The sequence below is a fragment of the Streptomyces sp. ISL-1 genome (assembly GCF_018614585.1).
GTDB lineage: Bacteria > Actinomycetota > Actinomycetes > Streptomycetales > Streptomycetaceae > Streptomyces > Streptomyces maoxianensis.
Map to the genome: position 1 here is coordinate 80,189 of NZ_JAGGOI010000017.1, position 26,613 is coordinate 106,801.

The window sequence follows — 26,613 nt, forward strand, 5'->3', positions numbered from 1 at the left end:
CCCGCCGCCCGTGGGGGCAGCCTCGCCCGGGGCCCGGTGCTCCGGCGCCGGGCCGGCCGGGTTGGCGTCGGCCGACGTCACGCCTGGTCCCCTTCCCGCATCGGGACCCGCACGCCACGCTCGTCCGCGACCGACTCCGCGATGTCGTAGCCCGCGTCCACATGCCGGATGACGCCCATTCCCGGGTCGTTCGTCAGCACCCGGCGGATCTTCTCGCCGGCCAGCTTCGTGCCGTCCGCCACGGAGACCTGGCCCGCATGGATGGAGCGGCCCATGCCGACGCCGCCGCCGTGGTGGATGGAGACCCAGCTCGCGCCGGACGCGACATTGACCATCGCGTTCAGCAGCGGCCAGTCGGCGATCGCGTCGGAGCCGTCGAGCATGGCCTCCGTCTCGCGGTACGGGGACGCCACCGAGCCGCAGTCCAGGTGGTCGCGGCCGATCACCAGCGGGGCGGCCAGCTCGCCGGACGCCACCATGTCGTTGAAGCGCTCGCCCGCGCGGTCCCGCTCGCCGTAGCCCAGCCAGCAGATACGGGCCGGCAGGCCCTGGAAGTGGACGCGCTCGCCGGCCAGCTTGATCCAGCGGTGCAGGGACTCGTTCTCGGGGAAGAGCTCGAGCATCGCCTTGTCGGTCTTGTGGATGTCCGAAGCCTCACCCGACAGGGCGGCCCAGCGGAACGGGCCCTTGCCCTCGCAGAACAGCGGCCGGATGTACGCCGGGACGAAGCCGGGGAAGTCGAACGCCCGGCCGTAACCGGCCAGTTGCGCCTCGCCACGGATCGAGTTGCCGTAGTCGAAGACCTCGGCGCCCGCGTCCATGAAGCCGACCATGGCTTCCACATGCCTGGCCATCGACTCACGCGCGCGCTGTGTGAAGTCGGCCGGCTTCTCCGCCGCGTACGACTGCATGTCGTCGAGGTCGACACCGACCGGCAGGTAGGCCAGCGGATCGTGGGCGCTCGTCTGGTCGGTCACGATGTCGATCGGCGCGCCCTCGGCGAGCATCCTCGGCAGCAGCTCCGCCGCGTTGCCGAGCAGGCCGATGGAGAGCGGGCGGCGCGCGTCGCGTGCCTCGACGGCCAGCTGGAGCGCGTGCTCCAGCGAGTTCGCGCGCACGTCCAGGTAGCGGTGCTCGATACGGCGCTCGATCGCCCGCGGGTCGACGTCGATACAGATCGCGACGCCGTCGTTCATGGTGACGGCCAGCGGCTGCGCGCCGCCCATTCCGCCCAGACCGGCGGTCAGAGTGATCGTCCCGGCCAGCGTGCCGCCGAACTTCTTCGCGGCGACGGCGGCGAACGTCTCGTACGTGCCCTGCAGAATGCCCTGTGTGCCGATGTAGATCCACGAACCGGCCGTCATCTGGCCGTACATGGTGAGGCCGAGTGCCTCGAGACGCCGGAACTCCTCCCAGTTCGCCCAGTCACCGACCAGGTTGGAGTTGGCGATGAGCACGCGCGGCGCCCACTCGTGCGTCTGCATCACACCGACCGGGCGGCCGGACTGGACGAGCATCGTTTCGTCCTGCTTCAGCGTCCGCAGCGTGCGCACCATCGCGTCGAAGGAGCGCCAGTCGCGGGCGGCCTTGCCGGTGCCGCCGTAGACGACGAGCTTGTCCGGGTGCTCGGCGACCTCGGGGTCGAGGTTGTTCTGGAGCATGCGGAGGGCGGCCTCCTGCTGCCATCCCAGGGCGCTCAGTTCCGTACCGCGCGGTGCCCGTACGGGTCGGGGTCCTGACATGGCAATGCCTCCTCGCGACTGCGATCATGAGTGTTGGCTCATCTATTCACATCCTGTCGGCCTGAATAGTCTTAGTCAACAGCTGCGCCGTGGCCTACCGGGTGATTGGCTGAAGCACATGGCTTCAGACCGTCGGGATCAGGCCGTACGTGCGGCAGTGGAGCAGGGTCTTCTCAGCGAGGCGCAGCCGGTCGCCGCCCTCCTCGACGTGGCCGGCATCCGCGCCTCCGCCGCCTCGCTGCGAGCGGCATTCGCCGCCGTCACCGACGCGCCCGTGCTGCACGCCTTCGCCGTGAAGGCCTCACCCCTCGCTGCCGTACTCGCGCTGCTGCGCGCCGAGGGCATCGGCGCGGAGGTCGCGAGCCCGGGCGAGCTGGCGCTGGCCCGGGCCGCCGGCGTGGGCCCGGAGCGCACGGTCCTCGACTCCCCCGCCAAAACACCCTCCGAGCTGCGCGAAGCCCTCTCCCTGGGGATCGCCGTCAACGCCGACAATCCGCAGGAGCTCGCGCGCGTCGACGCCCTCGTCTCCTCCGCCGGCAGCCGGTCCCCGCTCGGCCTGCGGGTCAATCCGCAAATCGGCCGGGGCGCCATCGGGGCGCTCTCCACGGCGACGCCCACCTCGAAATTCGGGGTCGCGCTGCGCGACGAGGGGGCTCGCGAGTGGGTCGTACGCGCCTATCTCGACCGCCCCTGGCTGACCCGGCTGCACACCCACTCCGGCTCGCAGGGCATGCCGCTCACCCTCATGGCGCAGGGCATCCGGGCGGTGTACAAGCTCGCTGAGGAGATCAACGCCGCGGTCGGGCGGCAGCAGATCGACACCATCGACATCGGCGGCGGCCTCCCGGTCAACTTCGCCTCCGACGAGGAGACCCCGACCTTCGCCGAGTACGCCGGGCTGCTGGCGGAGCAGGTCCCCGGGCTGCTCGACGGGCGCTACGGCCTGGTCACCGAGTTCGGCCGGTCCCTGCTCGCCAAGCACGGCACGGTGCTCGCCCGCGTCGAGTACGCGAAGACGGCGGGCTCCCGCCCCATCGCGGTCACCCACGCGGGCGTCCAGGTCGCCACCCGTACGGTCTACGACCCGATCTCCTGGCCGCTGCGCATCGCCGCGTACGACTCCAAGGGCATCCCGAAGGCCGGTGCGGACGTCCCGCAGGACATCGCGGGACCGGCCTGCTTCGCGGGCGACCTGCTCGCCGAGGCGCGGCCGCTGCCCCTGCTGGAGCAGGGCGATGTGATCGCCGCGCTGGACACCGGCGCGTACTACTTCTCGAACCACTACGGCTACAACAGCCTTCCGCGGCCCGGGGTGTACGGCTTCGGCACCGGTGCGGACGGATCTGTGCGGTTCGCGACCGTACGGGCCCCGCAGAGCCTGGAGGGGATCGTCAGCGAGTCCGGCGGCGATCACCCGGATGCGCTGACCGGCGGCATCTGAGGTAGTCCGCACCGCGCATGGGGCAGATCCTTTCTGTCATCCCACCGACCGGAGGGGCCCATGTCCACGACCGGCACACCGGAAGCGACGCCGCTCAACGAGCCGCCGCTCAAACGGGCCATCAGCTCGAAGCTGATGATCCTGTTCGTGATCGGCGACATCCTGGGCACCGGCATCTACGCCACGACCGGCAAGGTCGCGGGGAAGGTCGGCGGGGCGTTGTGGCTGCCGTTCGCCATCAGCTTCATCGTCGCCCTCCTCACCGCCGCGTCGTACGTCGAACTGGTCGGCAAGTACCCGAAGGCCGCGGGCGCCGCGCTCTACACGCAGAAGGCGTTCAAGGTCCCCTTCCTGACCTTCATCATCGCCTTCATGGTGATGTGCTCCGGGCTGTCGTCCGCGAGCGCCGCCGCGCGTGCCTTCAGCGGCGACTACTTGGAGGAGTTCACCGGCGCCATCCCGTCGACACTGATCGCGATCGTCTTCATCCTGGCGCTCGCGAGCCTGGCGTTGCGCGGCGTGTCCGAGTCGGTGAAGACCAACGTGGTACTGACGCTGGTCGAGCTGAGCGGTCTGCTGGTGATCCTCGCCATCGGACTGTGGGCGGTACTGACGGGAGGGGGCGAGCCGTCGCGGCTGAGCGACTTCGAAGCCGAGGGCACGGGGTTCGCACTGCTCACCAGCGTGCTGGGAGCGACCGCGCTCGCCTTCTTCGCCTTCGTGGGCTTCGAGGACTCCGTCAACATGGCCGAGGAGACCAAGGACCCGGCCCGCACCTTCCGCAAGGCGATCTTCATCGGCGTCGCCGTCACCGGCACGATCTATGTGCTGGTCGCGCTGGTGTCCTCGCTGCTGGTCGAGTACACCGTGCTGGAGAAGTCCAGCGGCCCGCTGCTGGAAGTCGTCAAGGCCGGCGGAGTCGTCTTCCCGCCCAAACTCTTCGCCGGGATCGCGCTCTTCGCCGTCACCAACTCCGCGCTGATCAACATCATGATGGCTTCGCGGCTCTGCTACGGCCTCGCCAACGAGAGGGTGCTGCCGCGCGCCATGGGGAAGGTGCTGCCCAACCGCCGCACCCCCGTCAACGGGATCATCTTCGTCACGCTGCTCGCCATCGGGCTGGTGTCCACGGGCGAGATCGAGGGGCTCGGCGACACCACCGCGTTCCTGCTGCTGTGTGTCTTCGCGGTGGTCAACATCGCCGTACTGGTCCTGCGCAAGGACCGCGTGGACCACCCGCACTTCCGCACCTGGACGCCACTGCCGGTGCTCGGCGCGATCACCGCGATCATCCTGGCAAGCCCGCTCGCGGACCGGGCGGCGGACGTCTACATCCGGGCGGGGGTGCTTCTCGCGCTCGGGGTTGTGCTGTGGGCGATCAACAAGGTGGCGCTGAAGGTACGCGGCGAGGACCGGACCTAAGGAGTTGCCCCAGTGCCCGCCGCGCCGTCCCGGCGGCGTGCGGGCATGCCGGACATCCGGTCTCGAGCCGTCAGGAACCGCCGGTTAGGTGCGGATCTTAACGGGCGCTGGCATGTTCCGATGGAAAATGCCCCAACTCCCCCCTCCCGTGCCGACGGTGCGTAACTTCTCCGTCACTGCCGCACAACAGTGCGCCGCATTCCCAGGCGGAGAGGAGCGTCCGCGTGCCCGGAATCGACGAGTGTCTGCTGGAAGCCATGCTGGTGCCTGGCGCGCGCGGAGCGGCAGTCGTGGACTGGATCAGCGGGCTGGCGCTCGGCTCGGTCGGTGAGCCATCGGGAAGCGATCACGAGGCGACCGCCGCGGAGACCGCCGAACTGGCGAGGATGGCCACGGAGTACGGGGCGTTCGCACCCGAGGAGCCCGCCGTGGACGACGACAGTGGCAAAGCCAAGGGGCCGCCGGTCGAGGACCTCATCGTCACGACCCGCACCGGCTATCACGTGGTGCGGTTCGTGGAGACCACCTTCGACAGCAGCGTCTTCCTGCATCTGTGGCTCGACCGGGAGCTGGGCAATCTGGCACTGGCCCGCCTGCGCCTCTCGGACCTCGCCGAACGGCTGGTGCTCGGATGAGAACGGCTGTCTCCCCGATGCTCGTCCGGCTGGCGGACGAGCGAGCCACCGGCGTGCTGGTACGCGACCACGGCGCCCTCTATCTGGCCGACGGCCAGATCGTGCATGCCGAGAGCCCGGCCGCGCCCGGCCTCGACGTACTGCTGACTGCGAGCGGCCGGCTGCGGCCCGAGCACTGGGCGGACGCGGTGGCGCAGGCGGGCGCGCGCAACGAGGTCGCACGCTTTCTCGTCGACAGCGGCCAGGTCGCCGGCGGCGAGCTGGAGATCTGCCATCTGGGCGCGCTGTTCGACGCGGCCTTCTTCGCGCTGGCGCCGGGCAGCGGTCCGACCCGCTTCCGCTACGGGGTCGCCCACTGGATCGGAGCAGTGCGACCGGTCCCCGCCCAGGTGGTCGAGCGCGAGGCACGGCGGCGGGGCCGGCTGCTGGACTCCCTGTGGCCCTATCCCGAGATGGACACCGCTCCGGTGGAGCGCAGCCCGCACACCACGGAGCTGACGGTCAGCCCCCGACAGCAGGCACTCCTGAACCTTGCCGACGGCGTACGCACCCCGGCCGCGATCGCCCGGAAGCTCGGCCGTCCCGCCTTCAACACGTTGATCGAGGTGCGAAGGCTGGCCGCGGCGGGGCTCATCCAGATCCGCGCCGAGCCGGCCGAGCCCACCGAGCCCACTGCCATATCCGAGATCGCGGAGCCACCCGCCATGTTGGACTCCGCGCTGCTACGCCGGCTCCGCGACGCACTGGAGGCAAGCCTGTGACGCACCGCTCCATCCACCGGGCATTCCGCTCGCCGTCATGAGACGCGCACTGAGGCTGCGCGCCGAGAGGAGACAGCTCATGACGGTCGAGGCCGATGTGCTCGGTGAACTGAAACGGCTCCGCGTCCGGGTGCCACAGCTGACCGGGGCCCTCGCCGCCAGCGCGGACGGCCTGGTGCTGGCGGCGGACACGGCAGAGGCGGAGAGCGTCGCCGCACTGACCGCCGCCGCCCTCGGCGTCGCTCTGCGCCTGACCGAGACCACCGGCCAGGGCGGCTTCCGTGAGCTGCTGGTCCGGGGCGACCTGGGATACGTCGCGACCTACGCGGCGGGCGCCTCGGCCGTCCTCACCCTCCTGGCCGAGCCACGCATCAACGTGGGCCGGCTCCATCTCGAGGCCCGCCGCTCCAGCGCCCGCATCGGCGAACTGGTCGACAGCGCCCTCGAACGACCGGAGAACACCTGACCCATGACCCCCACACCATCACGCACCCCAAACAGACGGAAAGGAAGTGCGCCTCTCATGGCCAACACCGAAACCGCCCTCAAGGAAGCCACCACTGTCATCGAGGGCGCCCTTGGCGCCGCACTCGTCGACTACACGAGCGGAATGGCCCTCGGCACCATCGGCGGCGGAAAGGACCTGGACCTGACGGTGGCCGCCGCGGGCAACACCGACGTGGTGCGCGCCAAGCTGCGCACCATGGAGCAGCTCGGGCTCAAAGAGGGCATCGAGGACATCCTGATCACGCTCGGCTCGCAGTACCACATGATCCGGCTGCTCAAGGGCCGGGGCACCAACGGCCTGTTCCTCTACATCGCGCTGGACAAGCAACGGGCGAACCTCGCCATGGCCCGGCACCAACTGAAGAAGATCGAGGCCGAGCTGGAGGTCTGACCCCGCGGCCGGACTGTCCGGCATTTCGCCGGTCAGCGGCGCCGCGCCCCGCGGGGTGCGGCGTCGCCGCCCGCGACGCCGATGGCCCGAAAGCCCTTGAAGGGCGCGACGACAGGGCCCTTCGCGATCCGGTCGGTACGGATCCACAGCAGCGTCCCGCTCGCCCGCTCCCGGCGGCCGAGCCAGGGCGCCTCGACGCAGAGACCGGGCAGCCCGACGCCGGCGAGCAGCAGCGGTGCGCCCGCCGCCAGACCCGCAGGTCACACGGCCCGCGCCCCGCCGCAGCCCGTGGCCACTACTCCACGAACAGGCCCCGCTCCGCCGCCCTCGCGTCGAATTCTTCCAACCGCGCCTGCGCGTCGGGCAGGTCGTCGCACATCGCCTCCAGCAGCACCCGGCCCAGCAGCATCGGCGCGCACGCCGTGTCGAAGGCCAGGCCCGTGCCGACCGCCGCCGGGATCAGCAGGTCGCTGTGGCCGGCCACCGGGGCGAAGGCCGAGTCCGCGACCGTCACCACCTTCAAGCCCGCGGAGCGTGCGTACGCCAGTGCCTCCACGACCTCCTTGGGGTGCCGCGGCAGCGCGAAGCACAGCAGCGTGGTCGCACCCGCGCGACGGGCCGCGTCGATGCGGTCGGCGAGCATCGTGCCGCCCTCGTCCAGCAGGCGTACATCCGGGTGGACCTTGGCCGCGAAGTACGCGAAGCCCCGGGCCTGCGAGGACGCGGCGCGCAGGCCGAGCACCAGCAGCGGGCGGGACGCGGCAAGGAGCCGGCCCGCGCGTTCGACCGGGGAGGGGTCGGCGAGCAGCTCGGCCAGATGACTCAGGTTCTCGATCTCGGCGTGCACCGCCTGCTGGTACTCGTTGTACGCGTCCGGGCCCGCCTCACTCGAAGCGGGCGCGACCTCCCGCAGATGCCGGCGCAGCGCCGGATAGCCGTCGAAGCCGAGCGCGACGGCGAAGCGGGTGACGGACGGCTGGCTGACACCGGCCAGTTCGGCGAGCTCCACGCTGGACAGGAACGGCACATCGCCCGCCCGCCGCACCATGCTGTGCGCGATCCGCCGCTGCGTCGGGGTGAGCCGGTGGCCCTCGAAAAGCTGCTGCAGTCTCGCGGCAGGGCTTTCGCTCATGCCATCCCCCTCGTCGTGTCCCTCATCAGGTCCGTGAACCGGTCGAGCAGCCCGGCCGCCCGCGTCACATCGTCGGTGAGCGGCCGGTCGGCGACGTCCTCGTCGAGGACCGACTCGGCCAGCTCGAAGGCGCGACCCACCGGGAGTTCCGGGTCGGGGCGCAGCCCGCGCTGGCGCAACGCCCGTACCGCCGCGACGAGTTCACAGCCGATGACGAGCCGGTACGCGCCCCCCGCCCGCAGCGTCTGACGCGCCGCCAGCGAGGCGAAGCTGGCCTGTTCCTCGACGCCCCGGGACAGTACCGCGTGGCCGAGCGACGCGGGCGCGGAAAAGGCACGCAGATCGCCGAGGGCCGCGCCCGCCGCGTATTCGAGGATCATCACGCCGGAGCTCGCGGCCTCCGCGTCCGCGAGGAAGGGCCGCAGCCGGGTGAAGGCGGGCTCGTTCAGGGCGGAGAGCCGGGAGGTGGACAGCCGCGCCGTCTGGGTGATGGCGAGCCTGAAGTGGTCGAGATCCAGGGCGAGTTGCGCCATGTAGAAGCCGCCGTGATGGTAAGCGGCCATGTCGGCGGCCCGGATCAGCGGGTTCTCGGCGGCCGCGTTGATCTCGACCGCGAGGGTCCGCTCCAGCGCGTCCGCGGCGTCCTGCGCGGGTCCGTGGATCTGCGGCAGGCAGCGGAATCCGTACGGGTCCTGGATCCGGCCCAGCGGCGGGGTCGGCCGCTCGGGCGCACCGAGCAGTTGGCGCATCCTGGTCGCGACGGCGTACGTGCCGGGGTGCGGGCGGGCCGCGTGCACGGGTTCGGCGTAGGCCTCGTAGGAGCCGTCGACCGCGAGCAGCGAGAGGGCGGCGACCAGCTCGGTGGCCTCGACGAGCGCGCGCAGCTCGTCGAGGGCGAGCGCGGCCTGGCCGAGGGTGAGGGCGTTGGAGCTGATCAGGGCGAGGGCGTCATTGTTGTCGAGCGCCTGTGCCTCTGGGGGCGGGCCGCCCGCATCGACATTCCAGGGCTGTTCGCCAGCGAGCGCCAGCCCCATCTGGGCGAGGGCCGCGATGTCGCCGGTGCCGACCGAGCCGAACTCGTTCACGACCGGGTACGCGCCGCTCTCCAGCGCCTCGCAGAGCGCGGTGACGACGCCGGGCCGCAGTCCGGCGCCACCCGCGAGCAGCTGATTCGCCCGTACCGCCAGCATGGCTCGGACCTCGCGGGCGGGCAGCGGCTCGCCGATCGCGCCGGCGTGCGAGCGCAGCAGCCGCAGGCCGTGGTCGGCGGCGGCCCCGGTGGGCACGTTCTCGTTCCGGTTGGCGCCCACGCCGGTGGAGCGCCCGTAGACGCGGCCGGAGGCGGCGAGCTCCCGCGCGGCGTCCCAGGCGGCCTCGACACGCTTGATCGCTTCTGAGCCGGGTACGGGTCGAGCCGCGCCATCGGCCAGCCGGACGATGTCCGCGACCGGGAGGCTCTGTCCGTCGAGGACCACGACGCCGATGGGCGAGTCCAACATGTGGGACGACATCACGCGTAGACCCCTCCTTTTCGGACGGCTTGTCCTGCCTGCCGAGCATCGAGCATCTCTAACCAGTGATTTACCCCGGGGCATTGACAACTTATTCAGACGCCGAGAACTCTGCATGACGATATGCAGGCGGGGCAAGGGGATCCCCGGTCAGCATGTCGTCCCGCTGATCGCGGACCGCAAGGCCGACTCGACGGTGCGCAAGGCGCTGGCCCGGCTCGGCGCCGCGCTGACCACGGAGCAGCTGACCGAGCTCAACCGGCAGGTCGACAAGGACAAGAAGGACCCGGAGGACGTCGCGAACTCCTGGGCGAAGCAGCACGGCCTCGCCAAGAAGGGAAGCTGACCGACGGCACGGCCCGGGCCGTACGAACCTCACCCCCGGCTCCCCCAGGGGGAAACAGTGGGGCTAGCCCCACTGACGCGGCGGGCACCCGGCCGTAGCGTGAACCGTTATGGAAGCCCGCGACCCTGAGCTCAAGAAGGAACTCGACGCCACCCTGCACGCCCGCCGTGAGCTGGGGGAAGACTACGAGTCCGCGCTCATCGAATCATTCCTGGAGAAGGTCGAACAGCGCCTCGACGGCACGGTGGACCGCCGTGTCCGGCGCCAGCTCGCCGAACAGCAGATGACGGTCGCCCGGGATGCCCGCCCGTCGCATTCCGCGGAGGCCAACTTCGGGGAGCGCTTCGGCTTCGGGATCATCTCGATGATCCTCGCCGTTCCGCTGTCGGCGATCGCCGTGGTCAACGCCGACCTGCCGGGCCTGGTCGTCGCCTGGTTCGGCATCGTCGGCGTCAACGCGGTGCACGCGGCGCGGGGCTGGCCGTGGCAGCGCCACAGGAGCGAGAAGTCCGACTGGGAGGAGTAGGCACCTTCGCGAGTGAGTCGAAGGGGCGCGTCTCGAGTCAGCCGAAGGGGCGCGTCCAAGGCGCCCCGAAGGGGAACCTGGCGCCGGAAAAAGCTGTGCGCGGGGACCGCCGGCACCCCCGGCGAACCGGGGGGCGGGACGACGGCGGTCCCCGCGTGGGACACGGTCCCGGGTCAGGCCGGTCTCCGCGTCCAGGGCGTCTTGGGAGGTCCGGGAGCCGCTCCGGAGTTTCCTAGACGCCGCATTGGGTGCCGGCCGGGATCCCTGCCCGGGCCCCCTGCCGACATCCACCAATGTGCCGCACTCGTGTTAAGCGGGTGCTGCGCGAACGTGTCGCGCCCGTACCGTTTTCGCGACCGGGGCACTACGGGGGCCGGAGCGGCCCGGAAGCCACAGTGCGGATTGGCCCCGCCGCCGAGGGCGACCGGGAGTGGCCCGGTCGCCCTCGGCGCGAATTCCCGTCCCCCGGACGGCTACTTGCCGCCGCCGGCGAGGAACGCCAGCAGGTCCTGACGGCTCACCACACCCATCGGCTTGCCCTCCACCAGCACGATCGCCGCGTCCGCCACGCCGAGCACCGACATCAGGTCGGCCACCGGCTCGCCCGAGCCGACCTGCGGCAGCGGCGCGGACATGTGCTTCTCGAGCGGGTCGTTCAGCGCGGCACGCTGGTTGAACAGGGCGTCCAGCAGCTCGCGTTCGACGACCGAGCCGATCACCTCGGCGGCCATCACGTCCGGGTGACCGGCGCCCGGCTTGACGATCGGCATCTGGGAGACGCCGTACTCCCGCAGCACCTCGATGGCCTCGCCGACGGTCTCCTCCGGGTGCATGTGCACCAGGCTCGGGATCCGGCCGCCCTCCTTGTGGCGCAGCACGTCGCCGACGCTCGCGGACGGGCCTTCGCCCTCCAGGAAGCCGTAGTCGGCCATCCACTCGTCGTTGAAGATCTTGGAGAGGTAGCCACGGCCGCTGTCCGGGAGCAGCACGACCACCACGTCGTCGGGGCCCAGGCCCTCGGCGACGCGCAGCGCCGCGACGACCGCCATGCCGCAGGAGCCGCCGACGAGCAGGCCCTCCTCCTTGGCGAGACGGCGCGTCATCTGGAAGGAGTCCTTGTCGGACACGGCGACGATCTCGTCGGTCACCGTCGCGTCGTACGCGGACGGCCAGAAGTCTTCACCGACGCCCTCGACCAGGTACGGCCGGCCGGAGCCGCCGGAGTACACCGAGCCCTCCGGGTCGGCGCCGATGACCTTGACCTCGCCGTCGCTGGCCTCCTTGAGGTAGCGCCCGGTGCCGGAGATCGTGCCGCCGGTGCCGACGCCCGCGACGAAGTGGGTGATCCGCCCGTCCGTCTGCTCCCACAGCTCGGGACCGGTGCTCTCGTAGTGCGAGCGCGGGTTGTTCGGGTTGGAGTACTGGTCGGGCTTCCAGGCGCCGGGCGTCTCCCGCACCAGCCGGTCGGAGACGTTGTAGTACGAGTCGGGGTGCTCGGGGTCGACGGCCGTGGGGCAGACGACGACCTCGGCGCCGTACGCACGCAGCACATTGATCTTGTCCGTGGACACCTTGTCCGGGCAGACGAAGATGCACTTGTAGCCCTTCTGCTGGGCCACGATGGCAAGACCGACGCCGGTGTTCCCGCTGGTCGGCTCGACGATCGTGCCGCCGGGCTGCAGCGCTCCGCTCTCCTCCGCCGCTTCGATCATCCGCAGGGCGATGCGGTCCTTCACCGACCCGCCGGGATTGAAGTATTCGACCTTGGCCAGGACCGTCGCCTGGATGCCTGCGGTGACGCTATTCAGCTTCAGCAGCGGGGTGTTGCCGACGAGACTGATCATCGAGTGGTGGATACGCACAATGTTCTCCGGGGTCTCCGTAGTGATGCCGCCAGCGTAAGCGGAGCAGCGTGTGATTGGGCGACGGTCGCCACGGGGCAGTTAGCTGATGACGACGTAGCGCTGCTACGCAGAGCTACGAGGAGGTGACTCGGACTGTGTCGAGGGCGAGGGTGGCACGACGCATCGCCGCGGGCGCGGCCTATGGCGGCGGCGGCATCGGGCTGCTCGGGGCGGCGGCCGTGGGACTGGTGCTGGCGGAGGTCCAGCTGGCGAAACGCTCGGTGGGCGGCGGCACGGCCCCGCTCCCGCCGCGCGGTGACGGCCTGTACGGGCTGGCCTTCGGGCACAGCGATCCACTGCTCCTCGCCGTGCTCGGGGACTCCACGGCGGCCGGACAGGGCGTCCGCAGGGCGGGCCAGACGCCGGGGGCGCTGCTCGCGTCCGGTCTGGCGGCGGTCGCCGAGCGGCCTGTGGAGGTGTGCAATGTCGCGCTGCCCGGCGCGCAGTCGACCGATCTGGAGCGCCAGGTCACCGGGCTGCTCGCGACCCGGACCCCGGACGTCTGCGTGATCATGATCGGGGCGAACGACGTCACGAACCGGATGCCGCCCACGCACTCGGTGCGGCTGCTCTCCGCAGCGGTGCGCAGGCTGCGTACGGCGGGCGCGGAGGTGGTGGTGGGCACCTGCCCCGATCTGGGCACCATCGAGCCGGTGTACCAGCCGCTGCGCTGGCTGGCCCGCCGGGTCTCGCGGCAGCTGGCGGCGGCGCAGACGATCGTGGTGGTGGAGCAGGGCGGCCGTACGGTTTCGCTGGGCGATCTGCTGGGCCCGGAGTTCGAGGCGAACCCGCGGGAGATGTTCGGCGCGGACAACTACCACCCGTCGGCGGAGGGCTACGCGACGGCGGCGATGGCGATGCTGCCGACCCTGTGCGCGGTGCTGGGCCTGTGGCCGGAGACCGACCACCTGGACGCGAGCCGCGACGAGGACATGCTCCCGGTGGCGCGCGCAGCGGCCACGGCGGCGGCGGAGGCGGGCACGGAGGTCACGGGCGCCAGGGCCCCGTGGGCGCTCCTGAAGCACCGCCGTCGCCGCCGGCTCCCGGAACCGCCCCCTACGACGGAACCGGCACCGCCGCCGTCGGAAGTACGGCGGGCCTAGCAAGGGCGGCGAGGGCGGCGCGGGCAGCGCTCGCAGTGCGGCCGGCGCCGCCGGTGCGGCCGGTGCGGACTGCGCGGCGAAGCAGCCGCTCGGTCCGCGCGGCGCGGGCGCATACTGGAAGGGCTGAGCGGTCGCTTAGAAAAGAGGTCCGCATCACACGACCCGGCCCGTGACCGCAGCCATACGGACGGGTAACTTCCCAAACAGTCCTGCCCCACCGCCTCGCCCCTCATGGAGCTGTGATGCCCGAAGCCGTGATCGTCTCTGCCGCCCGCTCCCCCATCGGCCGGGCCTTCAAGGGCTCCCTCAAGGAGCTGCGCGCCGACGACCTGACCGCCACGATCATCCAGGCCGCGCTCGCCAAGGTCCCCGAGCTCGACCCCAGGGACATAGACGACCTGATGCTCGGCTGCGGGCTGCCCGGCGGCGAGCAGGGGCACAACCTCGGCCGCATCGTCGCCGTGCAGATGGGGATGGACCACCTCCCGGGCTGCACCATCACCCGTTACTGCTCCTCGTCCCTCCAGACCTCCCGCATGGCGCTGCACGCCATCAAGGCCGGCGAGGGCGACGTCTTCATCTCCGCCGGAGTCGAGACCGTCTCGCGCAGCATCAAGGGCAACTCCGACACCCTGCCCGACACCCACAACCCGCTCTTCGCCGAGGCCGAGGCGCGTACCGCCGCCCGCGCCGAGCAGGAGGGTGCGGACTGGCACGACCCGCGCGAGGACGGCCTGATCCCCGACGCGTACATCACGATGGGCCAGACCGCCGAGAACCTCGCCCGCCTCAAGGGCGTGACCCGCCAGGACATGGACGAGTTCGGCGTACGGTCGCAGAACCTCGCCGAGGAAGCCATCAAGAACGGCTTCTGGGAGCGCGAGATCACCCCGGTCACGACCCCCGACGGCACTGTCGTCTCCAAGGACGACGGTCCGCGGGCCGGCGTCACCCTCGAAGGGGTCCAGGGCCTCAAGCCCGTCTTCCGCCCCGACGGCCTGGTCACCGCCGGCAACTGCTGCCCGCTCAACGACGGCGCCGCCGCCCTCGTGATCATGTCCGACACCAAGGCCCGCGAGCTCGGCCTGACCCCGCTGGCCCGCATCGTCTCCACCGGTGTCTCCGGACTCTCCCCCGAGATCATGGGCTACGGCCCCGTCGAGGCCTCCAAGCAGGCGCTTCAGCGTGCCGGCCTGTCCATCGGCGACATCGACCTGGTCGAGATCAACGAGGCCTTCGCCGCACAGGTCATCCCGTCCTACCGCGACCTGGGCGTCGACCTGGACAAGCTGAACGTCAACGGCGGCGCCATCGCCGTCGGCCACCCCTTCGGCATGACGGGCGCCAGGATCACCGGAACGCTGATCAACAGCCTCCAGTTCCACGACAAGCAGTTCGCCCTGGAGACGATGTGCGTGGGCGGTGGCCAGGGCATGGCCATGGTCATCGAGCGGCTGAGCTGAGCGGCAGCGGAGGGTATGGGTCGCCTGAGGTACGAAGGCGGCACTTGCCCGAAGCAGAGGCGAAGCGGAACGCGACCAAGAGAGCGAGCGGCTGAGCTGAGCGGCAGCGGAGGGTATGGGTCGCCTGAGGTACGAAGGCGGCACTTGCCCGAAGCGGAGGCCGAAGCGGAACGCGACCAAGAGAGCGAGCGGCTGAGCTGAGCGGCAGCGGAGGGTATGGGTCGCCTGAGGTACGAAGGCGGCACTTGCCCGAAGCGGAGGCAAAGCGGAACGCGACCAAGGGATCGAACGCCTCAGCTAGACCCTTTCGGGCCCGCGCGGAACTCGAGTCGTGACCGAATCTCCCCCAGGATGTGACCTATCTCCTGGGGGAGTGCTCTTTTCCCAGGTCAGCGCTACATTCACGCCAAACGCAGGACACAAAGTCCTGTCCATTTCGTGACGTAATGCACTGACAGGGGGCGCGGACTCACCGCAAGCTGATGTAGGAAGTCGGGGGGATCGAGTGAAACCGGGAGTAAGTCAGTGAGCGCCATGTCTCTTGCCCTGCTGCTGACCACGGCCGCAGCCACGGCCGTGGGAGCCGCTGCCCTGCACGCCGCCCACGGGCTCCGTAAGCAGGTCACGGCCCTGCGCACCGAGCTCTTCACCGCGCACGGCACCAGCCGCATCGCCTCCGTACCGCAGGCCCGCCCGGCGCCGGATGGCGAGATACGCGCCGCTGTCGCCGAGGCGCTGGCCGAGGAGCGGGAGCGGGAACTGGCCGAGGCGCGCGCCTTCTGGGCCGCGCAGGAGACCCGCGACGCGGCGGACGCTCCCTCCCTGCTGGGCGGCCTGGGCGCCCCTGGCGACGAGCTGCCGCCCTTCTACGTCCCGCGCCAGTCCGACTTCGCGGGCCTGGAGGCGATGGACTTCGAGGCGGCCGACGCACTCGACGAGATGGCGGACCTGCCCGAGGTGACGGAGTTCGCCGAGGACTCCCCCGAGCTGGCCGCGGCCCGCCGCCGCCACCCCTCGCACCCGGACTTCGTCCCGGTACAGACCCCGGTGGTCACCGACCACGAGCGCACCGTGGCCCGCCTCGACGAGCTCGCCGAGTCGCGTACGGCCCTCTGCGACGTGCGTCCGGGACCGCTCGGCACCCTTGATGTGTACGTCTTCGCCGACGGCACGACGCTCTGTATGACCCCCGGCCACCGCGAGACCGCCGAGCAGCTGGCCGAGGCGCTGCACGCCGGCGACGCTCCGGTGCTGCTCGGCGGCTCCGGCATCGCGGGCGCGTACACCCTGACCTTCGGGTACGGCGAGGAGAGCATCTACATCCTCGCGGACCGCGTCATCGCGTCGCTGTAGCCCCCGCGAGCCGCCCGGCCCGGGTTACAGCCCCGCCCGCCGCTCGGCCGCCTCAACGAGACCCACGGCCTCGTCCACCTCCCTCAGGGACCCGGACGGGGCCGTCCGCAACGCTTCAGCCAAATCGTGCCCGGCGACGTTAAGTTGATCCGCGACTGCGAACAGTCCCGCCTCCGGCATGATCCGCGGGGCCTGTCCGGGCGCCTCGAACCGCTGGGCCCGCACCGCCAATTCCCTGGCCAGTGCCAGCCCTTCGGCCGCCGCACCGCGGTTCAGCCGGCTCTGCGGGGCGGCCCGCAGACGGTCGGCGAAGCGGTCGACAGCCCTCGTCAGCTCAGTCGTATCAAGCACTCCGCGACCCTATGCGCCACCCCGGCACTGTTGCCAATACGCGAACGCTCAGGCACGGTGGCGTGAAGGACCACACGCGCAAAGCGTCCGGAGGCGCCGATGTCCCAAGTCTTCTCCGAAGAGACCCATCGCAACCTGATCTCCCGAATCCCGCACTGCACTGGTCGTGATATCTCCGACTGGCTCCGCACCGTCGATGAAGGACCCTCCCTCTTCCGCTTCGAAGAGAAGGTCAGCTGGCTCCGGAGCGAGCACAACCTCGCGTACGGACATGCCAAAGCGATCATCCACGAGTACGACCTGAGGCGCGCTGCGCGCAAGCTGCTCTAGGTCCGCACCGCCAGACGCCGACCAGACGCCGAAGGGCCCGCGGGCAATCCCCGCGGGCCCTTCGGCACGGTCTGGGCGACCGGTCCTGGACGGTCAGTCGTTGCCATTGAGGATCGACAGCAGCCGCAGCATCTCCAGGTAGATCCACACCAGGGTCAGGGTGAGGCCGAAGGCCGCCAGCCAGGACTCCTCGCGCGGAGCGCCGTACGCGATCCCGTCCTCGACCTGCTTGAAGTCCAGGGCCAGGAAGCAGGCGCCGAGGAGGACGCCGATGACACCGAAGAGGATGCCGAGGCCGCCGCTGCGGAAGCCGAGGCCGTCACCGCCGCCGATGACGGCGAACAGCAGGTTGACCACCATGAGCAGGATGAAGCCCATGGCCGCGGCCATCACAAAGCCGTAGAAGCGGCGGTTGACCCGGATGAGCCGGGTCTTGTACGCGATGAGCACACCGGCGAAGACGCACATGGTGCCGAGCACCGCCTGCATCACTGTGCCGGGGCTGATGTAGGTGCTGACCGCGCTGGAGATCACCCCGAGGAAGACGCCCTCGAAGGCGGCGTACGCCAGGATCAGCGCCGGCACCGGCTTGCGCTTGAACGCCTGAATGAGCGAAAGGACAATGGCCACCAGGGCCGCGCCGATCGCGATGCCGTACGACTTGCCGATGTTGGCCTCGTCGACGGGCAGCAGGACCCAGGAGAGCACGGCGGTGACGACGACCGTGCCGAGCGTCATGGCGGTGCGCGCCACGACGTCGTCGATGGTCATCACATTGGGACGGGCGGGGGCCTGCGGGCCCGCGCCGAGCTGTGTGTCCGCGGGTGCGTACGGGTTGGTGGCGTACGGGTTGCCTGCACCCTGGGTGTAGGGGTCGTTACCTACGACGGGGCCCCCGGCCTGCGGCTGCTGCGCGTTGAACCCCGCGTAGCCGTTGTCGCGGCTGAACCCCCGTCGCGAGAAGACCGGGTTACTGCTCCTCATCTCACTCCTCCTTGGCCACCCTGCGCGGCCTTGAGGTCAAGAGTAATGCGGGAGCAAAAGAAGGACCCTAGTGCTCGGGGAGGATCTTTCCAGGATCGTGACCACAGCGCCGCCCGCCAGGGCGGCCACCGCCAGGCGTGGAGCGCGTTGTGGTGCCCGGAACCGGACTCGAACCGGTACGCCCCCGAGGGGCAGCGAGGTTTAAGCTCGCCGTGTCTGCATTCCACCATCCGGGCGTGGCGCGAGTCCGCGTTGCCACTGGAGCCTATCCGGGTAGATCGACCGGTCCGCGGGGCCGGTGGCCCGATCTTGTCTTATTTTATTGACGCCTGAGGGTGCGTCAGCGCAGGTAAGGGGTCATTCGTACATGCCCCGCCCGGCTCCTGACCGCCGCTGTCCGCACGCGGGATTGACGGAAAGTCGCCGCCCCCCTCCACCGCCCCGCCCCCTCACCGGATCTCAGGGACGCCGTCATACCAAAGGAGGACGATCGGGCTCTGCGGTCCGACTGAAGGGGGCCCTTGGAACGGGCACCGGGAGTGACGATTCGCCGCCGGACGGCGGACAGGATGGTCTCGTCCCCGCAAGTCACCGTGACAGGAGAGCCCACTCGTGACCACCACCCCCATCGCTCACCGCGCCACCGCAGTGGCCGCCCGCGCCACGGACCTGTCCAAGGTGTACGGACAGGGCGAGACCCAGGTGGTCGCGCTCGACCATGTCACCGTGGACTTCCGGCAGGCGGAGTTCACCGCGATCATGGGCCCCTCGGGCTCCGGCAAGTCCACGCTGATGCACTGCGTGGCCGGCCTGGACAGCTTCAGCTCCGGGTCCGTACGGATCGGTGAGACCGAGCTCGGCTCCCTCAAGGACAAGCAGTTGACCCAGCTGCGCCGGGACAAGATCGGCTTCATCTTCCAGGCGTTCAATCTGCTGCCGACACTGACTGGCCTGGAGAACATCACTCTCCCGATGGACATCGCGGGCCGTAAGCCCGACAAGCAGTGGCTGAAGCAGGTCATCGAGATGGTGGGCCTGCAGGACCGGCTCAGCCACCGCCCCACCCAGCTCTCCGGCGGCCAGCAGCAGCGCGTCGCCGTCGCCCGCGCCCTCGCCTCCCAGCCGGAGATCATCTTCGGTGACGAGCCGACCGGAAACCTGGACTCGCGCTCGGGCGCGGAAGTCCTGGGCTTCCTGCGCAACTCCGTACGTGAGCTCGGTCAGACCGTCGTCATGGTCACGCACGACCCGGTGGCCGCCTCCTACGCCGACCGGGTGATTTTCCTGGCGGACGGCCGGATCGTCGACGAGATGCTGCACCCCACCGCCGACGGGGTCCTCGACCGGATGAAGGAGTTCGACGCCAAGGGCCGGACCAGCTGAACGACCGCTGTTCCTCAACCCCTCCGGCTCTCACCCCAGGACTGACACAGACATGTTCCGTACCGCCCTGCGCAATGTGCTCGCGCACAAGGCCAGACTGTTGATGACCGTGCTCGCCGTGATGCTCGGCGTGGCCTTCGTCTCCGGCACCCTGGTCTTCACCGACACCCTCGGCAACGCCTACCGCAATCAGTCGGCCAAGAGCTACGACAATGTCGCGGTCGCCGTCACCACCTACCCCAACCCCCAGAGCGACGGCACGAAGGACGCCGGCATAGACACCCGGACCCTGGACAAGATCCGGGGGCTGGACGGGGTCGCCGGCGCCACCGGGCGGGTCTCCGGCTTCGCCGGGGTCGCCGACCAGGACGGCAAGCTGATCGGCAACGGCTGGTCCAACACCGGCGCGAACTTCGCCCCCGGCAAGGACGGCAAGGACGCCGCCTACACCTTCACCGACGGCTCGGGCCCGGTGAAGGACGTCCAGATCGCCCTCGACGAGGACTCCGCGGCCAAGGGCAAGTACCGGGTCGGGGACACCGTGCGGGTCGCGACCAACGGCCCGGTGAAGGAGTACACCCTCTCCGGTGTCTTCACCACCGAGGACGGCGCGGTCAACGCGGGCGGCAGTCTGGTCCTCTTCGACACCCCGGTCGCCCAGAAGCTGTATCTGCAGCCCGGCTACTTCAAGGACGTCACCATCGCCGCCGCGGCCGACGCCTCCGACCAGAAGATCCTGGACGAGGTCAAGCCGCTGCTGCCCAAGGACGCCGAGGCACAGACCGGCAAGCAACTCGCCGACGACCAGGCCCGGGAGATCGAGCAGGGCCTGTCCAACCTCAACACGATGCTGCTCGCCTTCGCGGCCATCGCCCTGTTCGTGGGCGTCTTCCTGATCGCCAACACCTTCACCATGCTGGTCGCCCAGCGCACCAGGGAACTGGCGCTGATGCGCGCCGTCGGCGCCTCCCGCCGCCAGGTCAAGCGCTCGGTGATGCTCGAGGCGCTGGTGGTCGGCGCGCTCGCCTCCGTGATCGGCTTCGTCCTCGGTATCGGTCTTGCGACCGGGCTGCGCTCGGCGATGGGCTCCTTCGGTGCGAAGGTGCCCGCCGGTCCGCTGATCGTCTCGCCCACCGCGATCGCCTCCGCGCTCGCCGTCGGTGTACTGGTCACCGTGCTCGCCGCGTGGCTGCCCGCCCGCCGGGCCGCGAAGATCCCGCCGGTGGCGGCGATGGGCAGCGCCCATCTGCCCGCGACCACCAAGTCCCTGGTCGTACGCAACACCCTCGGCAGTGTCATCACGCTGGCCGGTGCGGCGGCGATCCTCGCCGGTGCGGCGATGGGCAAGGACACGGGCCGGATGGTGATCGGCGGCGGCGCGTTCCTGACGCTGATCGGCATCATCGTGCTGATCCCGCTGCTGTCCCGTCCGGTCATCGCGCTGGCGCGACCCCTGCTGAACCGGTTGTTCGGGGTCTCCGGCAAGCTGGCCGGGCAGAACGCGGTCCGCAATCCGCGCCGTACCGGAGCCACCGCTTCGGCGCTGGCGATCGGCCTCACGCTGGTCACCGGCCTCACGGTCATCGGTGTCACGCTGGGCCAGGCCATCGACAAGATGACCACGGACAACATCCGCGCCGACTACATGGTCACCATGGCCGGCGGCGGCGCCCTCGACAAGTCGGCGCTCACCGCGCTGGAGAAGGCGAAGGGGGTCAGCGCGGTCTCCCCGCAGCAGGCCACCTCGCTCGAGATCAAGAACGAGTTCCACTCCGCCTCCGCGGTCACCCCCGGGGACGTGGAGGAGGTCTTCGACCTGAAGACGGTCTCCGGCTCCATGGCCACGCTCGGCAAGGGCCAGATCGCCGTCGCCGAGAAGACCGCCAAGTCGAACGGCTGGAAGGCCGGCGACACGGTGGGGGTGAAGTTCGGCGACGACAGCGAGGGCGGCAAGGCGGAGACGAAGACCCTGACGATCGGCGCGGTCTACAAGGAGAACGAGTTCCTCTCGCCGGTCCTGGTGCCGACGTCGCTGGTCGCTCCCTTCGAGCCGAAGCCGTACATCCCCGAGGTCTGGGTGAAGATGGAAGGCGGCGCGAGCACGGCGAACGAGCAGGCGCTGGTGAACGCGCTGGGTGACAACCCGGCGATGAGCATCATGGACCGGCAGGACATCCGGAACATGTTCGGCGGCATGATCAACACCATGCTGAACATCATGTACGGACTGCTGGCGATGGCCCTGCTCATCGCGGTGCTCGGTGTCATCAACACCCTCGCGATGTCCGTCTTCGAACGTCAGCAGGAGATCGGCATGCTGCGGGCGATCGGCCTGGACCGCCGGAAGGTCAAGCGCATGATCCGCCTGGAGGCGGTGGTGATCTCGCTCTTCGGCGCGGTGATCGGCATCGGACTCGGCTCCTTCCTGGCCTGGGCGGTCGGCGAGACGATCAAGTCCGACATCCCCGGGTACGCGCTGGTCGTGCCGTGGGACCGGATCGGGATCTTCCTGCTGCTCGCCGGGGTGGTCGGGGTGCTGGCCTCGCTGTGGCCGGCGCGCAGTGCCGCCAGGCTGAACATGCTGACGGCGATCAAGACCGAGTAACTCCGGTACGCCACAAGGGCCCCGCGACCTGGGCAGGTCGCGGGGCCCCTGTGCTTGCGCCCGGGTCCCGTGCGCCCGGATCGCCGCCCGACGCCGTCAGGTGCCGGCGCAGTAGCTCATCAGCTGGTCGTGGTCGGCCTTGAACTGGTTGTAGAGCGCCACGTTGTCGATCTTGAGCAGCGTCTCGTCGTTGGAGCGGAGCGCCTGATACGAGTAGTTGTGGCTGCCCGTCCAGACCAGCTTCTTGCCGGCCACCCCGTCGTATGTGCCGCTGACCATCAGGTACTTGGAGTGCAGACCGATCTTGGCGCCCGACGGCGAATTCTCCCAGCACTCCACGCGCTTGGTGAGCTTGCCGGAGATGATGCCCTCCACGGTCTTGCCCAGCGAGCCCGGCGTATCCGCCGTTCCCGGGTTCCCGTCGTGGGCAAGGGTCACGGAGCAGCCGGCGTTCACGAGAGAGACGAGCTCGGTGGCGACCTCCTTGCGGTAGAAGAGGTTGGCCGCCATCCGTACTTCGGTGCCGCCGGCGCAGCTGACCTTGTCGAGGATCAGCTTGACGGTGTCGGTGGCGGCGTCGCCGTCGAACTGGGTGCCAGCGGTTTCCTTGCGCGGGAAGAAGTACGTCTTGTACGGGCCGCTCGACGGGGTCTGGTAGTAGTGGCTCAGACCGCTCGATGTGCCGTACTTGAGCAGGTCGGCGAAGTAGGCCTGGTAAATGCCGTAGAGCCCGGAGTCGACGATCGTCACCGCGTTGTTGAAGAGCTCGGTGCGCTGGAGGCCGGTCATATTGGCCGAGGCCTGTACGACCACATTGTCCGCGCCTCCCACCCGGGAGAACAGGAAGATCTTGTTGTGGTTGATCGCGCCGTCGTCGCCGGGCAGCGTCCGGCTGCCGATGCAGCCGCGTCCGGCGGGACAGGCGTAGACCCACGAGGTGTTGGCACGGTCGGTGCCCAGTCCGCCGGTGAGCGTGGCGTACTCGTTCCCGACCGTTGTCAGGGTGGTGTGGTCGAGGATCACCCGGACCGAGACGCCGCGCTGGTTGGCGGTGACCAGCGCTTCACTGACGACATCGTCGGTGAAGTTGTACATCGACACCGTGATCGAGGTGCCCGACTGGGCGTCATTGATCAGGTTCACGATGTGGTCGCGGACCTTGTCCTGTTCGGCGGTGGTACCTGCCGGGTTGTTGAAGGTGGCGGTCGTGGTGACGGCGAGCGCGTCGGTTCCCGCGGAGGCGGTGGCCGTGGAGAGCGTGGCTGCGGACAGGAGCGCGGCGGTGAGGCTCAGCAGCCATCTCGTGTGGCGGCGCAAGTGGCTCTTCCTTTCATTGTTACGCATACATGACAAACCAGACACCGGAGGATGCGCCCGTGCGCACACAAAAGGAGGCGGGGGCGCGGGGCCTTTCGGCCTCAGCGCCCCCGCCTCGATCTCCGAGCCTGAAGGGTGGAACGTATCAATCTCGCCCAAGTGAAGGACGGTTGCCCCCCAGTCGGCTCACCCGGTCCTGTTCCATTCGCGCGTACGCAGCGGCAGCCGGGAGTTCCCGCTCTCCGGCGTCTTCACCGCCAGGATCTGGTTGACGCCGATCCTGTTGCGCTCGAAGGAGACCGCTGACGCGGCCATGTAGAGCCGCCAGACGCGGGCCCTGCCCGGCGAGCTGTGCCGCACGGCCTGGGGCCAGTTCGCCTCCAGGTTGGCGACCCAGCGGCGCAGGGTGAGGGCGTAGTGCTCGCGGATCGACTCGACGTCGCGGATCTCGAAACCGGCTTCCTCGAGAGTGCTGACGGTACGGCCGAGGGGAGCGAGCTCCCCGTCGGGGAAGACATAGCGGTCGATGAACTCATCGACGCGGTAGGCGGATTCGTCTCTCTCGGGGCGGCGGGCGATCTGGTGGTTGAGCAGCCGGCCGCCGGGCTTGAGAAGGGAGAAGAGCTGGTCGGCGTACTGGCGGTAGCGGACCTCGCCGACATGTTCGGCCATGCCGATGGAGGAGATGGCGTCGTACGGGCCGTCCCTGACGTCCCGGTAGTCCTGAACGCGGATCTCGATCCGGTCGGTGAGGCCCTCTTCGGCGATGCGCTTACGGGCGTAGGCGGCCTGCTCGCGGGAGAGGGTGACGCCGACGACCTCCACGCCGTACTCACGGGCGGCGTGGACCGCCATGGAGCCCCAGCCGCAGCCGACGTCGAGGAGCCGGTCGCCCTCCTTGAGGGCGAGCTTGCGGCAGACGAGGTCGAGCTTGTCGTGCTGCGCGTCCTCAAGGGTGCCGCCGTCCTGCCAGTAGGCGCAGGAGTAGACCATGGAAGGCCCGAGGACGAGTCCGTAGAAGCCGTTGCCGACGTCGTAGTGGTGGCTGATGGCGTTCTTGTCCCGCCGCCTGGTGTGCAAGGGCCCGGCGCGCCGCCGGACTTCCTCCGGGGGCGGTGGCGGCGGGGGCAGCGCCCCGCCGATCTTCAGCAGTCCGCGGGCGGCGGCGCGAAGCCGGGGGTCGAGCAGCTTGTTGCCGCTGTCCTCGTCCGGGTCGTCGCGCTGCCAGAGCAGCCCGGCGAGCAGATCGAGGGCGTGGTACAGATCCCCGTCGACATCGATCTCGCCGGCCACCCAGGCCCGGGCGAGCCCGAGCTCCCCGGGTCGCCACAGCAGCCGGCGCAGGGCGCGACGGTGCCGGATGACGAGGACGGGAGCTCCCGGAGGCCCGGATTCACTGCCGTCCCAGGCCCGGATACGGACCGGGAGCGGGGTCCCGAGCAACTCCTCGGCAAGAGTGGTAAGCCGCAGCGCGGCGTCGCCCATGGCGCACACCTCCGTGACGATGGATCCCAGAAATGCTCCTGCACCACGCCGCGGTGGGACGGCGGGATGCACTCCTGAGAACAATCCGACCACTGTGCGTGCTTCCCGGCCACGCGCAATGCCCAGGCAAAATACATTCTCCCCACATGTACCTGACCCGGCGGCCCATATGACTGACCCGGGGACCGCGCCTCCGGGCCCTCGTTCGGGCCCGGACACAGCGAAGGGGCCGCCCGCACCACGGATGGCGGGCGGCCCCTTTCGCGGGGTTGCCTGAAGCTATGAGGCCTTCGCCTTCTCCGGGGCAGGCGCCGCCGCCACCGTCGGAGCCGGCTTGGCCGCCTCGTAGAACTCCTCGCGCGGCGTCTGCATCGCGCCCAGGGAGACCACCTCGCGCTTGAGGAACATCGCCAGCGTCCAGTCCGCGAAGACCCGGATCTTACGGTTCCACGTCGGCATGGCCAGGCCGTGGTAGCCACGGTGCATGTACCACGCCAGACGGCCCTTGAGCTTGATCTTCACCTTGCCCATGACGATCATCGCGACGCCCTTGTGCAGGCCGAGACCGGCCACCGCACCCTTGTTGGCGTGGCTGTACTCCTTCTGCGGGAAGCCCCGCATACCGGAGATGACGTTGTCGCCGAGGACCCGCGCCTGACGCAGCGCGTGCTGGGCGTTCGGCGGGCACCAGGCGTTCTCGACGCCGGCCTTGCGGGCCGCGATGTCCGGGACCTGTGCGTTGTCGCCCGCCGCCCAGACGTAGTCGGTGCCCTGGACCTGGAGCTTCTCGGTGCAGTCCACATGGCCGCGCGGGCCGAGCGGCAGGCCGTAGCGCGCCAGTGCCGGGTTCGGCTTCACGCCGGCCGTCCACACGATGGTGTTGGAGTCGACCTCGAGGCCGTTCTTCAGCACCACGTGGCCGTCCACGCAGGAGTCCATGGAGGTCGACAGGTAGATCTCGATGCCGCGGCCCTCGAGGTGCTCCTTGCCGTACTTGCCCAGCTTCGGGCCGACCTCGGGAAGGATCTTGTCGGCCGCGTCGACCAGGATGAAGCGCATGTCCTCGCGCTTGACGCTGCTGTAGTACTTGGCCGCGTCGCGCGCCAGGTCCTCCACCTCGCCGATGGTCTCCGCGCCGGCGAAGCCGCCGCCCACGAAGACGAAGGTCAGCGCCTTGCGGCGGACCTCTTCATTGGTGGTCGAGTCGGCCTTGTCGAGTTGCTCGAGTACGTGGTTGCGCAGCCCGATGGCCTCCTCGATGCCCTTCATACCGATGCCCTGCTCGGCGAGGCCGGGGATCGGGAAGGTACGGGAGATCGCGCCGAGGGCGACGACCAGGTAGTCGAAGGGCAGCTCGTACGCCTCGCCGACCAGCGGCGAGATCGTGGCGACCTTGCGGTCCTGATCGATGGTGGTGACCCGGCCGGTGAGCACCTCAGCCTTGGGCAGCACGCGTCGCAGTGGGACGACGACATGCCGCGGCGAGATGCTGCCGGCGGCAGCTTCGGGGAGGAAGGGCTGGTACGTCATGTACGAGCGCGGGTCGACGACCGTGACGGTCGCCTCGCCGTAGCGCATCTTCTTCAGAATGCGACGAGCTGCGTACAGGCCTACGTACCCACCGCCTACAACGAGGATCCTGGGACGCTCCGTGGTGCTCATGCCATCGAGTATCCACCCCCCTCAGGGGGGGTGCTCGTGAGCCCCTTCACAAGCTCTCGGCCCACCTCTGCTACACTGCGCGGCCCACTTGAGAGATGTCATGGCGCCGCAGGGGAACCAGGGCATCGGGGGAACCGTCGCTCACCCCTCGTGAGCTGGCCCCTAAGGGACCTTCCACGGATGAACCAGCAGCCCGGTTCGCACCCTCGCAACGCACCCCGCATCACCCGGAATCCACCCCGCCGTCCGGCGCGGACGG

The 26,613-nt window shown here is 69.9% G+C and carries 22 protein-coding genes, 1 tRNA gene and 1 pseudogene; 14 read left to right on the forward strand and 10 right to left on the reverse strand.

Annotation, left to right across the window (positions count from 1 at the left end; translation table 11 throughout):
- Positions 1-77 precede the first annotated feature (77 nt).
- The gene (gene hutU / locus J7E87_RS14325) at positions 78-1,742 is read right to left on the reverse strand and encodes a urocanate hydratase (RefSeq protein WP_215093760.1); all 1,665 of its coding nucleotides are present in this window, start codon (positions 1,740-1,742) and stop codon (positions 78-80) included.
- A gap of 118 nt (positions 1,743-1,860) precedes the next feature.
- Here hutU and J7E87_RS14330 point away from each other — a divergent pair, with 118 nt between their 5' ends.
- The 6 genes from J7E87_RS14330 (at position 1,861) to J7E87_RS14355 (ending at position 6,899) form a co-directional block, all read left to right on the forward strand.
- Positions 1,861-3,183, forward strand: coding sequence for a diaminopimelate decarboxylase (locus tag J7E87_RS14330; RefSeq protein WP_215093762.1), 1,323 nt, complete (start codon positions 1,861-1,863; stop codon positions 3,181-3,183).
- A 60-nt stretch (positions 3,184-3,243) separates the two neighbouring features.
- Positions 3,244-4,605, forward strand: a complete 1,362-nt coding sequence (locus J7E87_RS14335; protein ID WP_215093764.1) for an APC family permease — start codon at positions 3,244-3,246, stop codon at positions 4,603-4,605.
- Between the two features lie 224 nt (positions 4,606-4,829).
- On the forward strand, positions 4,830-5,240 hold the full coding sequence (locus J7E87_RS14340; RefSeq protein WP_215093766.1) for a hypothetical protein: 411 nt from the start codon (positions 4,830-4,832) through the stop codon (positions 5,238-5,240).
- Positions 5,237-6,001, forward strand: a complete 765-nt coding sequence (locus J7E87_RS14345; protein WP_215093768.1) for a transcriptional regulator — start codon at positions 5,237-5,239, stop codon at positions 5,999-6,001. The genes J7E87_RS14340 and J7E87_RS14345 overlap by 4 nt, the downstream gene beginning before the upstream one ends.
- Before the next feature lie 37 nt (positions 6,002-6,038).
- A complete protein-coding gene (locus J7E87_RS14350; protein ID WP_215093770.1) occupies positions 6,039-6,467 on the forward strand; it encodes a roadblock/LC7 domain-containing protein in 429 nt (142 codons plus the stop codon).
- Positions 6,468-6,524: 57 nt separating this feature from the next.
- Positions 6,525-6,899, forward strand: coding sequence for a hypothetical protein (locus J7E87_RS14355; RefSeq protein WP_215093772.1), 375 nt, complete (start codon positions 6,525-6,527; stop codon positions 6,897-6,899).
- Between the two features lie 295 nt (positions 6,900-7,194).
- On the opposite strand, the gene J7E87_RS14360 is transcribed toward J7E87_RS14355, so the two are convergent.
- Positions 7,195-8,031 carry a MurR/RpiR family transcriptional regulator gene (locus J7E87_RS14360; protein ID WP_215093774.1) on the reverse strand — a complete coding sequence of 279 codons (837 nt, stop codon included), beginning with the start codon at positions 8,029-8,031 and terminating at the stop codon, positions 7,195-7,197.
- On the reverse strand, positions 8,028-9,542 hold the full coding sequence (locus tag J7E87_RS14365; protein WP_215093775.1) for an aromatic amino acid ammonia-lyase: 1,515 nt from the start codon (positions 9,540-9,542) through the stop codon (positions 8,028-8,030). Before J7E87_RS14365 ends, J7E87_RS14360 begins: the two co-directional genes overlap by 4 nt.
- Positions 9,543-9,684: 142 nt before the next feature.
- Here J7E87_RS14365 and J7E87_RS14370 point away from each other — a divergent pair.
- Together J7E87_RS14370 and J7E87_RS14375 are read left to right on the forward strand one after the other, a co-directional pair.
- Positions 9,685-9,888, forward strand: a pseudogene (locus tag J7E87_RS14370) (glycine betaine ABC transporter substrate-binding protein); the annotation flags it as partial.
- Between the two features lie 109 nt (positions 9,889-9,997).
- The gene (locus J7E87_RS14375) at positions 9,998-10,414 is read left to right on the forward strand and encodes a hypothetical protein (RefSeq protein WP_215093777.1); all 417 of its coding nucleotides are present in this window, start codon (positions 9,998-10,000) and stop codon (positions 10,412-10,414) included.
- A 473-nt stretch (positions 10,415-10,887) separates the two neighbouring features.
- Here J7E87_RS14375 and J7E87_RS14380 read toward each other — a convergent pair whose 3' ends face one another.
- Entirely contained in the window at positions 10,888-12,276 is a 1,389-nt protein-coding gene (locus J7E87_RS14380; RefSeq protein ID WP_215093779.1) for a cystathionine beta-synthase, read from the reverse strand.
- A 125-nt stretch (positions 12,277-12,401) separates the two neighbouring features.
- Here J7E87_RS14380 and J7E87_RS14385 point away from each other — a divergent pair, with 125 nt between their 5' ends.
- From J7E87_RS14385 to J7E87_RS14395, 3 genes are all read left to right on the forward strand, one after another.
- Positions 12,402-13,421 carry an SGNH/GDSL hydrolase family protein gene (locus J7E87_RS14385; RefSeq protein ID WP_215093781.1) on the forward strand — a complete coding sequence of 340 codons (1,020 nt, stop codon included), beginning with the start codon at positions 12,402-12,404 and terminating at the stop codon, positions 13,419-13,421.
- Positions 13,422-13,663: 242 nt separating this feature from the next.
- The gene (locus J7E87_RS14390; protein WP_215093783.1) at positions 13,664-14,884 is read left to right on the forward strand and encodes an acetyl-CoA C-acetyltransferase; all 1,221 of its coding nucleotides are present in this window, start codon (positions 13,664-13,666) and stop codon (positions 14,882-14,884) included.
- A gap of 534 nt (positions 14,885-15,418) precedes the next feature.
- Positions 15,419-16,237 (forward strand): hypothetical protein, encoded by an 819-nt coding sequence (locus tag J7E87_RS14395; protein WP_215093898.1) that lies wholly within the window; start codon positions 15,419-15,421, stop codon positions 16,235-16,237.
- A 24-nt stretch (positions 16,238-16,261) separates the two neighbouring features.
- Here J7E87_RS14395 and J7E87_RS14400 read toward each other — a convergent pair whose 3' ends face one another.
- Positions 16,262-16,588, reverse strand: a complete 327-nt coding sequence (locus J7E87_RS14400; protein WP_215093785.1) for a hypothetical protein — start codon at positions 16,586-16,588, stop codon at positions 16,262-16,264.
- A 99-nt stretch (positions 16,589-16,687) separates the two neighbouring features.
- Between J7E87_RS14400 and J7E87_RS14405 the strand changes: the two genes are divergently transcribed.
- A complete protein-coding gene (locus J7E87_RS14405; protein WP_215093787.1) occupies positions 16,688-16,918 on the forward strand; it encodes a DUF4287 domain-containing protein in 231 nt (76 codons plus the stop codon).
- A gap of 93 nt (positions 16,919-17,011) precedes the next feature.
- Here J7E87_RS14405 and J7E87_RS14410 read toward each other — a convergent pair whose 3' ends face one another.
- Positions 17,012-17,902, reverse strand: coding sequence for a Bax inhibitor-1/YccA family protein (locus J7E87_RS14410; protein WP_215093789.1), 891 nt, complete (start codon positions 17,900-17,902; stop codon positions 17,012-17,014).
- 150 nt (positions 17,903-18,052) lie between these two features.
- Positions 18,053-18,138, reverse strand: a tRNA-Leu gene (locus J7E87_RS14415).
- A gap of 376 nt (positions 18,139-18,514) precedes the next feature.
- Here J7E87_RS14415 and J7E87_RS14420 point away from each other — a divergent pair.
- The gene (locus J7E87_RS14420; protein ID WP_215093791.1) at positions 18,515-19,285 is read left to right on the forward strand and encodes an ABC transporter ATP-binding protein; all 771 of its coding nucleotides are present in this window, start codon (positions 18,515-18,517) and stop codon (positions 19,283-19,285) included.
- Between the two features lie 52 nt (positions 19,286-19,337).
- Complete coding sequence (locus J7E87_RS14425; protein ID WP_215093793.1) at positions 19,338-21,890, forward strand: ABC transporter permease; 2,553 nt, start codon at positions 19,338-19,340, stop codon at positions 21,888-21,890.
- A gap of 96 nt (positions 21,891-21,986) precedes the next feature.
- Here J7E87_RS14425 and J7E87_RS14430 read toward each other — a convergent pair whose 3' ends face one another.
- From J7E87_RS14430 to J7E87_RS14440, 3 genes are all read right to left on the reverse strand, one after another.
- Complete coding sequence (locus J7E87_RS14430; protein WP_215093795.1) at positions 21,987-23,207, reverse strand: phosphatidylserine/phosphatidylglycerophosphate/cardiolipin synthase family protein; 1,221 nt, start codon at positions 23,205-23,207, stop codon at positions 21,987-21,989.
- A 186-nt stretch (positions 23,208-23,393) separates the two neighbouring features.
- Positions 23,394-24,692, reverse strand: a complete 1,299-nt coding sequence (locus J7E87_RS14435; RefSeq protein ID WP_215093797.1) for a cyclopropane-fatty-acyl-phospholipid synthase family protein — start codon at positions 24,690-24,692, stop codon at positions 23,394-23,396.
- Between the two features lie 279 nt (positions 24,693-24,971).
- Positions 24,972-26,354, reverse strand: a complete 1,383-nt coding sequence (locus J7E87_RS14440; protein ID WP_215093799.1) for an NAD(P)/FAD-dependent oxidoreductase — start codon at positions 26,352-26,354, stop codon at positions 24,972-24,974.
- Positions 26,355-26,613 lie beyond the last annotated feature (259 nt).

What these genes read in the sequence shown, in the direction of transcription:
- hutU (WP_215093760.1), bottom strand. Translation starts at nt 1,742, where the DNA reads ATGTCAGGACCCCGACCCGTACGGGCACCGCGCGGTACGGAACTGAGC.
- J7E87_RS14330 (WP_215093762.1), top strand. Translation starts at nt 1,861, where the DNA reads ATGGCTTCAGACCGTCGGGATCAGGCCGTACGTGCGGCAGTGGAGCAG.
- J7E87_RS14335 (WP_215093764.1), top strand. Translation starts at nt 3,244, where the DNA reads ATGTCCACGACCGGCACACCGGAAGCGACGCCGCTCAACGAGCCGCCG.
- J7E87_RS14345 (WP_215093768.1), top strand. Translation starts at nt 5,237, where the DNA reads ATGAGAACGGCTGTCTCCCCGATGCTCGTCCGGCTGGCGGACGAGCGA.
- J7E87_RS14350 (WP_215093770.1), top strand. Translation starts at nt 6,039, where the DNA reads ATGAGACGCGCACTGAGGCTGCGCGCCGAGAGGAGACAGCTCATGACG.
- J7E87_RS14355 (WP_215093772.1), top strand. Translation starts at nt 6,525, where the DNA reads ATGGCCAACACCGAAACCGCCCTCAAGGAAGCCACCACTGTCATCGAG.
- J7E87_RS14360 (WP_215093774.1), bottom strand. Translation starts at nt 8,031, where the DNA reads ATGAGCGAAAGCCCTGCCGCGAGACTGCAGCAGCTTTTCGAGGGCCAC.
- J7E87_RS14365 (WP_215093775.1), bottom strand. Translation starts at nt 9,542, where the DNA reads ATGTCGTCCCACATGTTGGACTCGCCCATCGGCGTCGTGGTCCTCGAC.
- J7E87_RS14375 (WP_215093777.1), top strand. Translation starts at nt 9,998, where the DNA reads ATGGAAGCCCGCGACCCTGAGCTCAAGAAGGAACTCGACGCCACCCTG.
- J7E87_RS14390 (WP_215093783.1), top strand. Translation starts at nt 13,664, where the DNA reads ATGCCCGAAGCCGTGATCGTCTCTGCCGCCCGCTCCCCCATCGGCCGG.
- J7E87_RS14395 (WP_215093898.1), top strand. Translation starts at nt 15,419, where the DNA reads ATGTCTCTTGCCCTGCTGCTGACCACGGCCGCAGCCACGGCCGTGGGA.
- J7E87_RS14405 (WP_215093787.1), top strand. Translation starts at nt 16,688, where the DNA reads ATGTCCCAAGTCTTCTCCGAAGAGACCCATCGCAACCTGATCTCCCGA.
- J7E87_RS14410 (WP_215093789.1), bottom strand. Translation starts at nt 17,902, where the DNA reads ATGAGGAGCAGTAACCCGGTCTTCTCGCGACGGGGGTTCAGCCGCGAC.
- J7E87_RS14425 (WP_215093793.1), top strand. Translation starts at nt 19,338, where the DNA reads ATGTTCCGTACCGCCCTGCGCAATGTGCTCGCGCACAAGGCCAGACTG.
- J7E87_RS14435 (WP_215093797.1), bottom strand. Translation starts at nt 24,692, where the DNA reads ATGGGCGACGCCGCGCTGCGGCTTACCACTCTTGCCGAGGAGTTGCTC.
- J7E87_RS14440 (WP_215093799.1), bottom strand. Translation starts at nt 26,354, where the DNA reads ATGAGCACCACGGAGCGTCCCAGGATCCTCGTTGTAGGCGGTGGGTAC.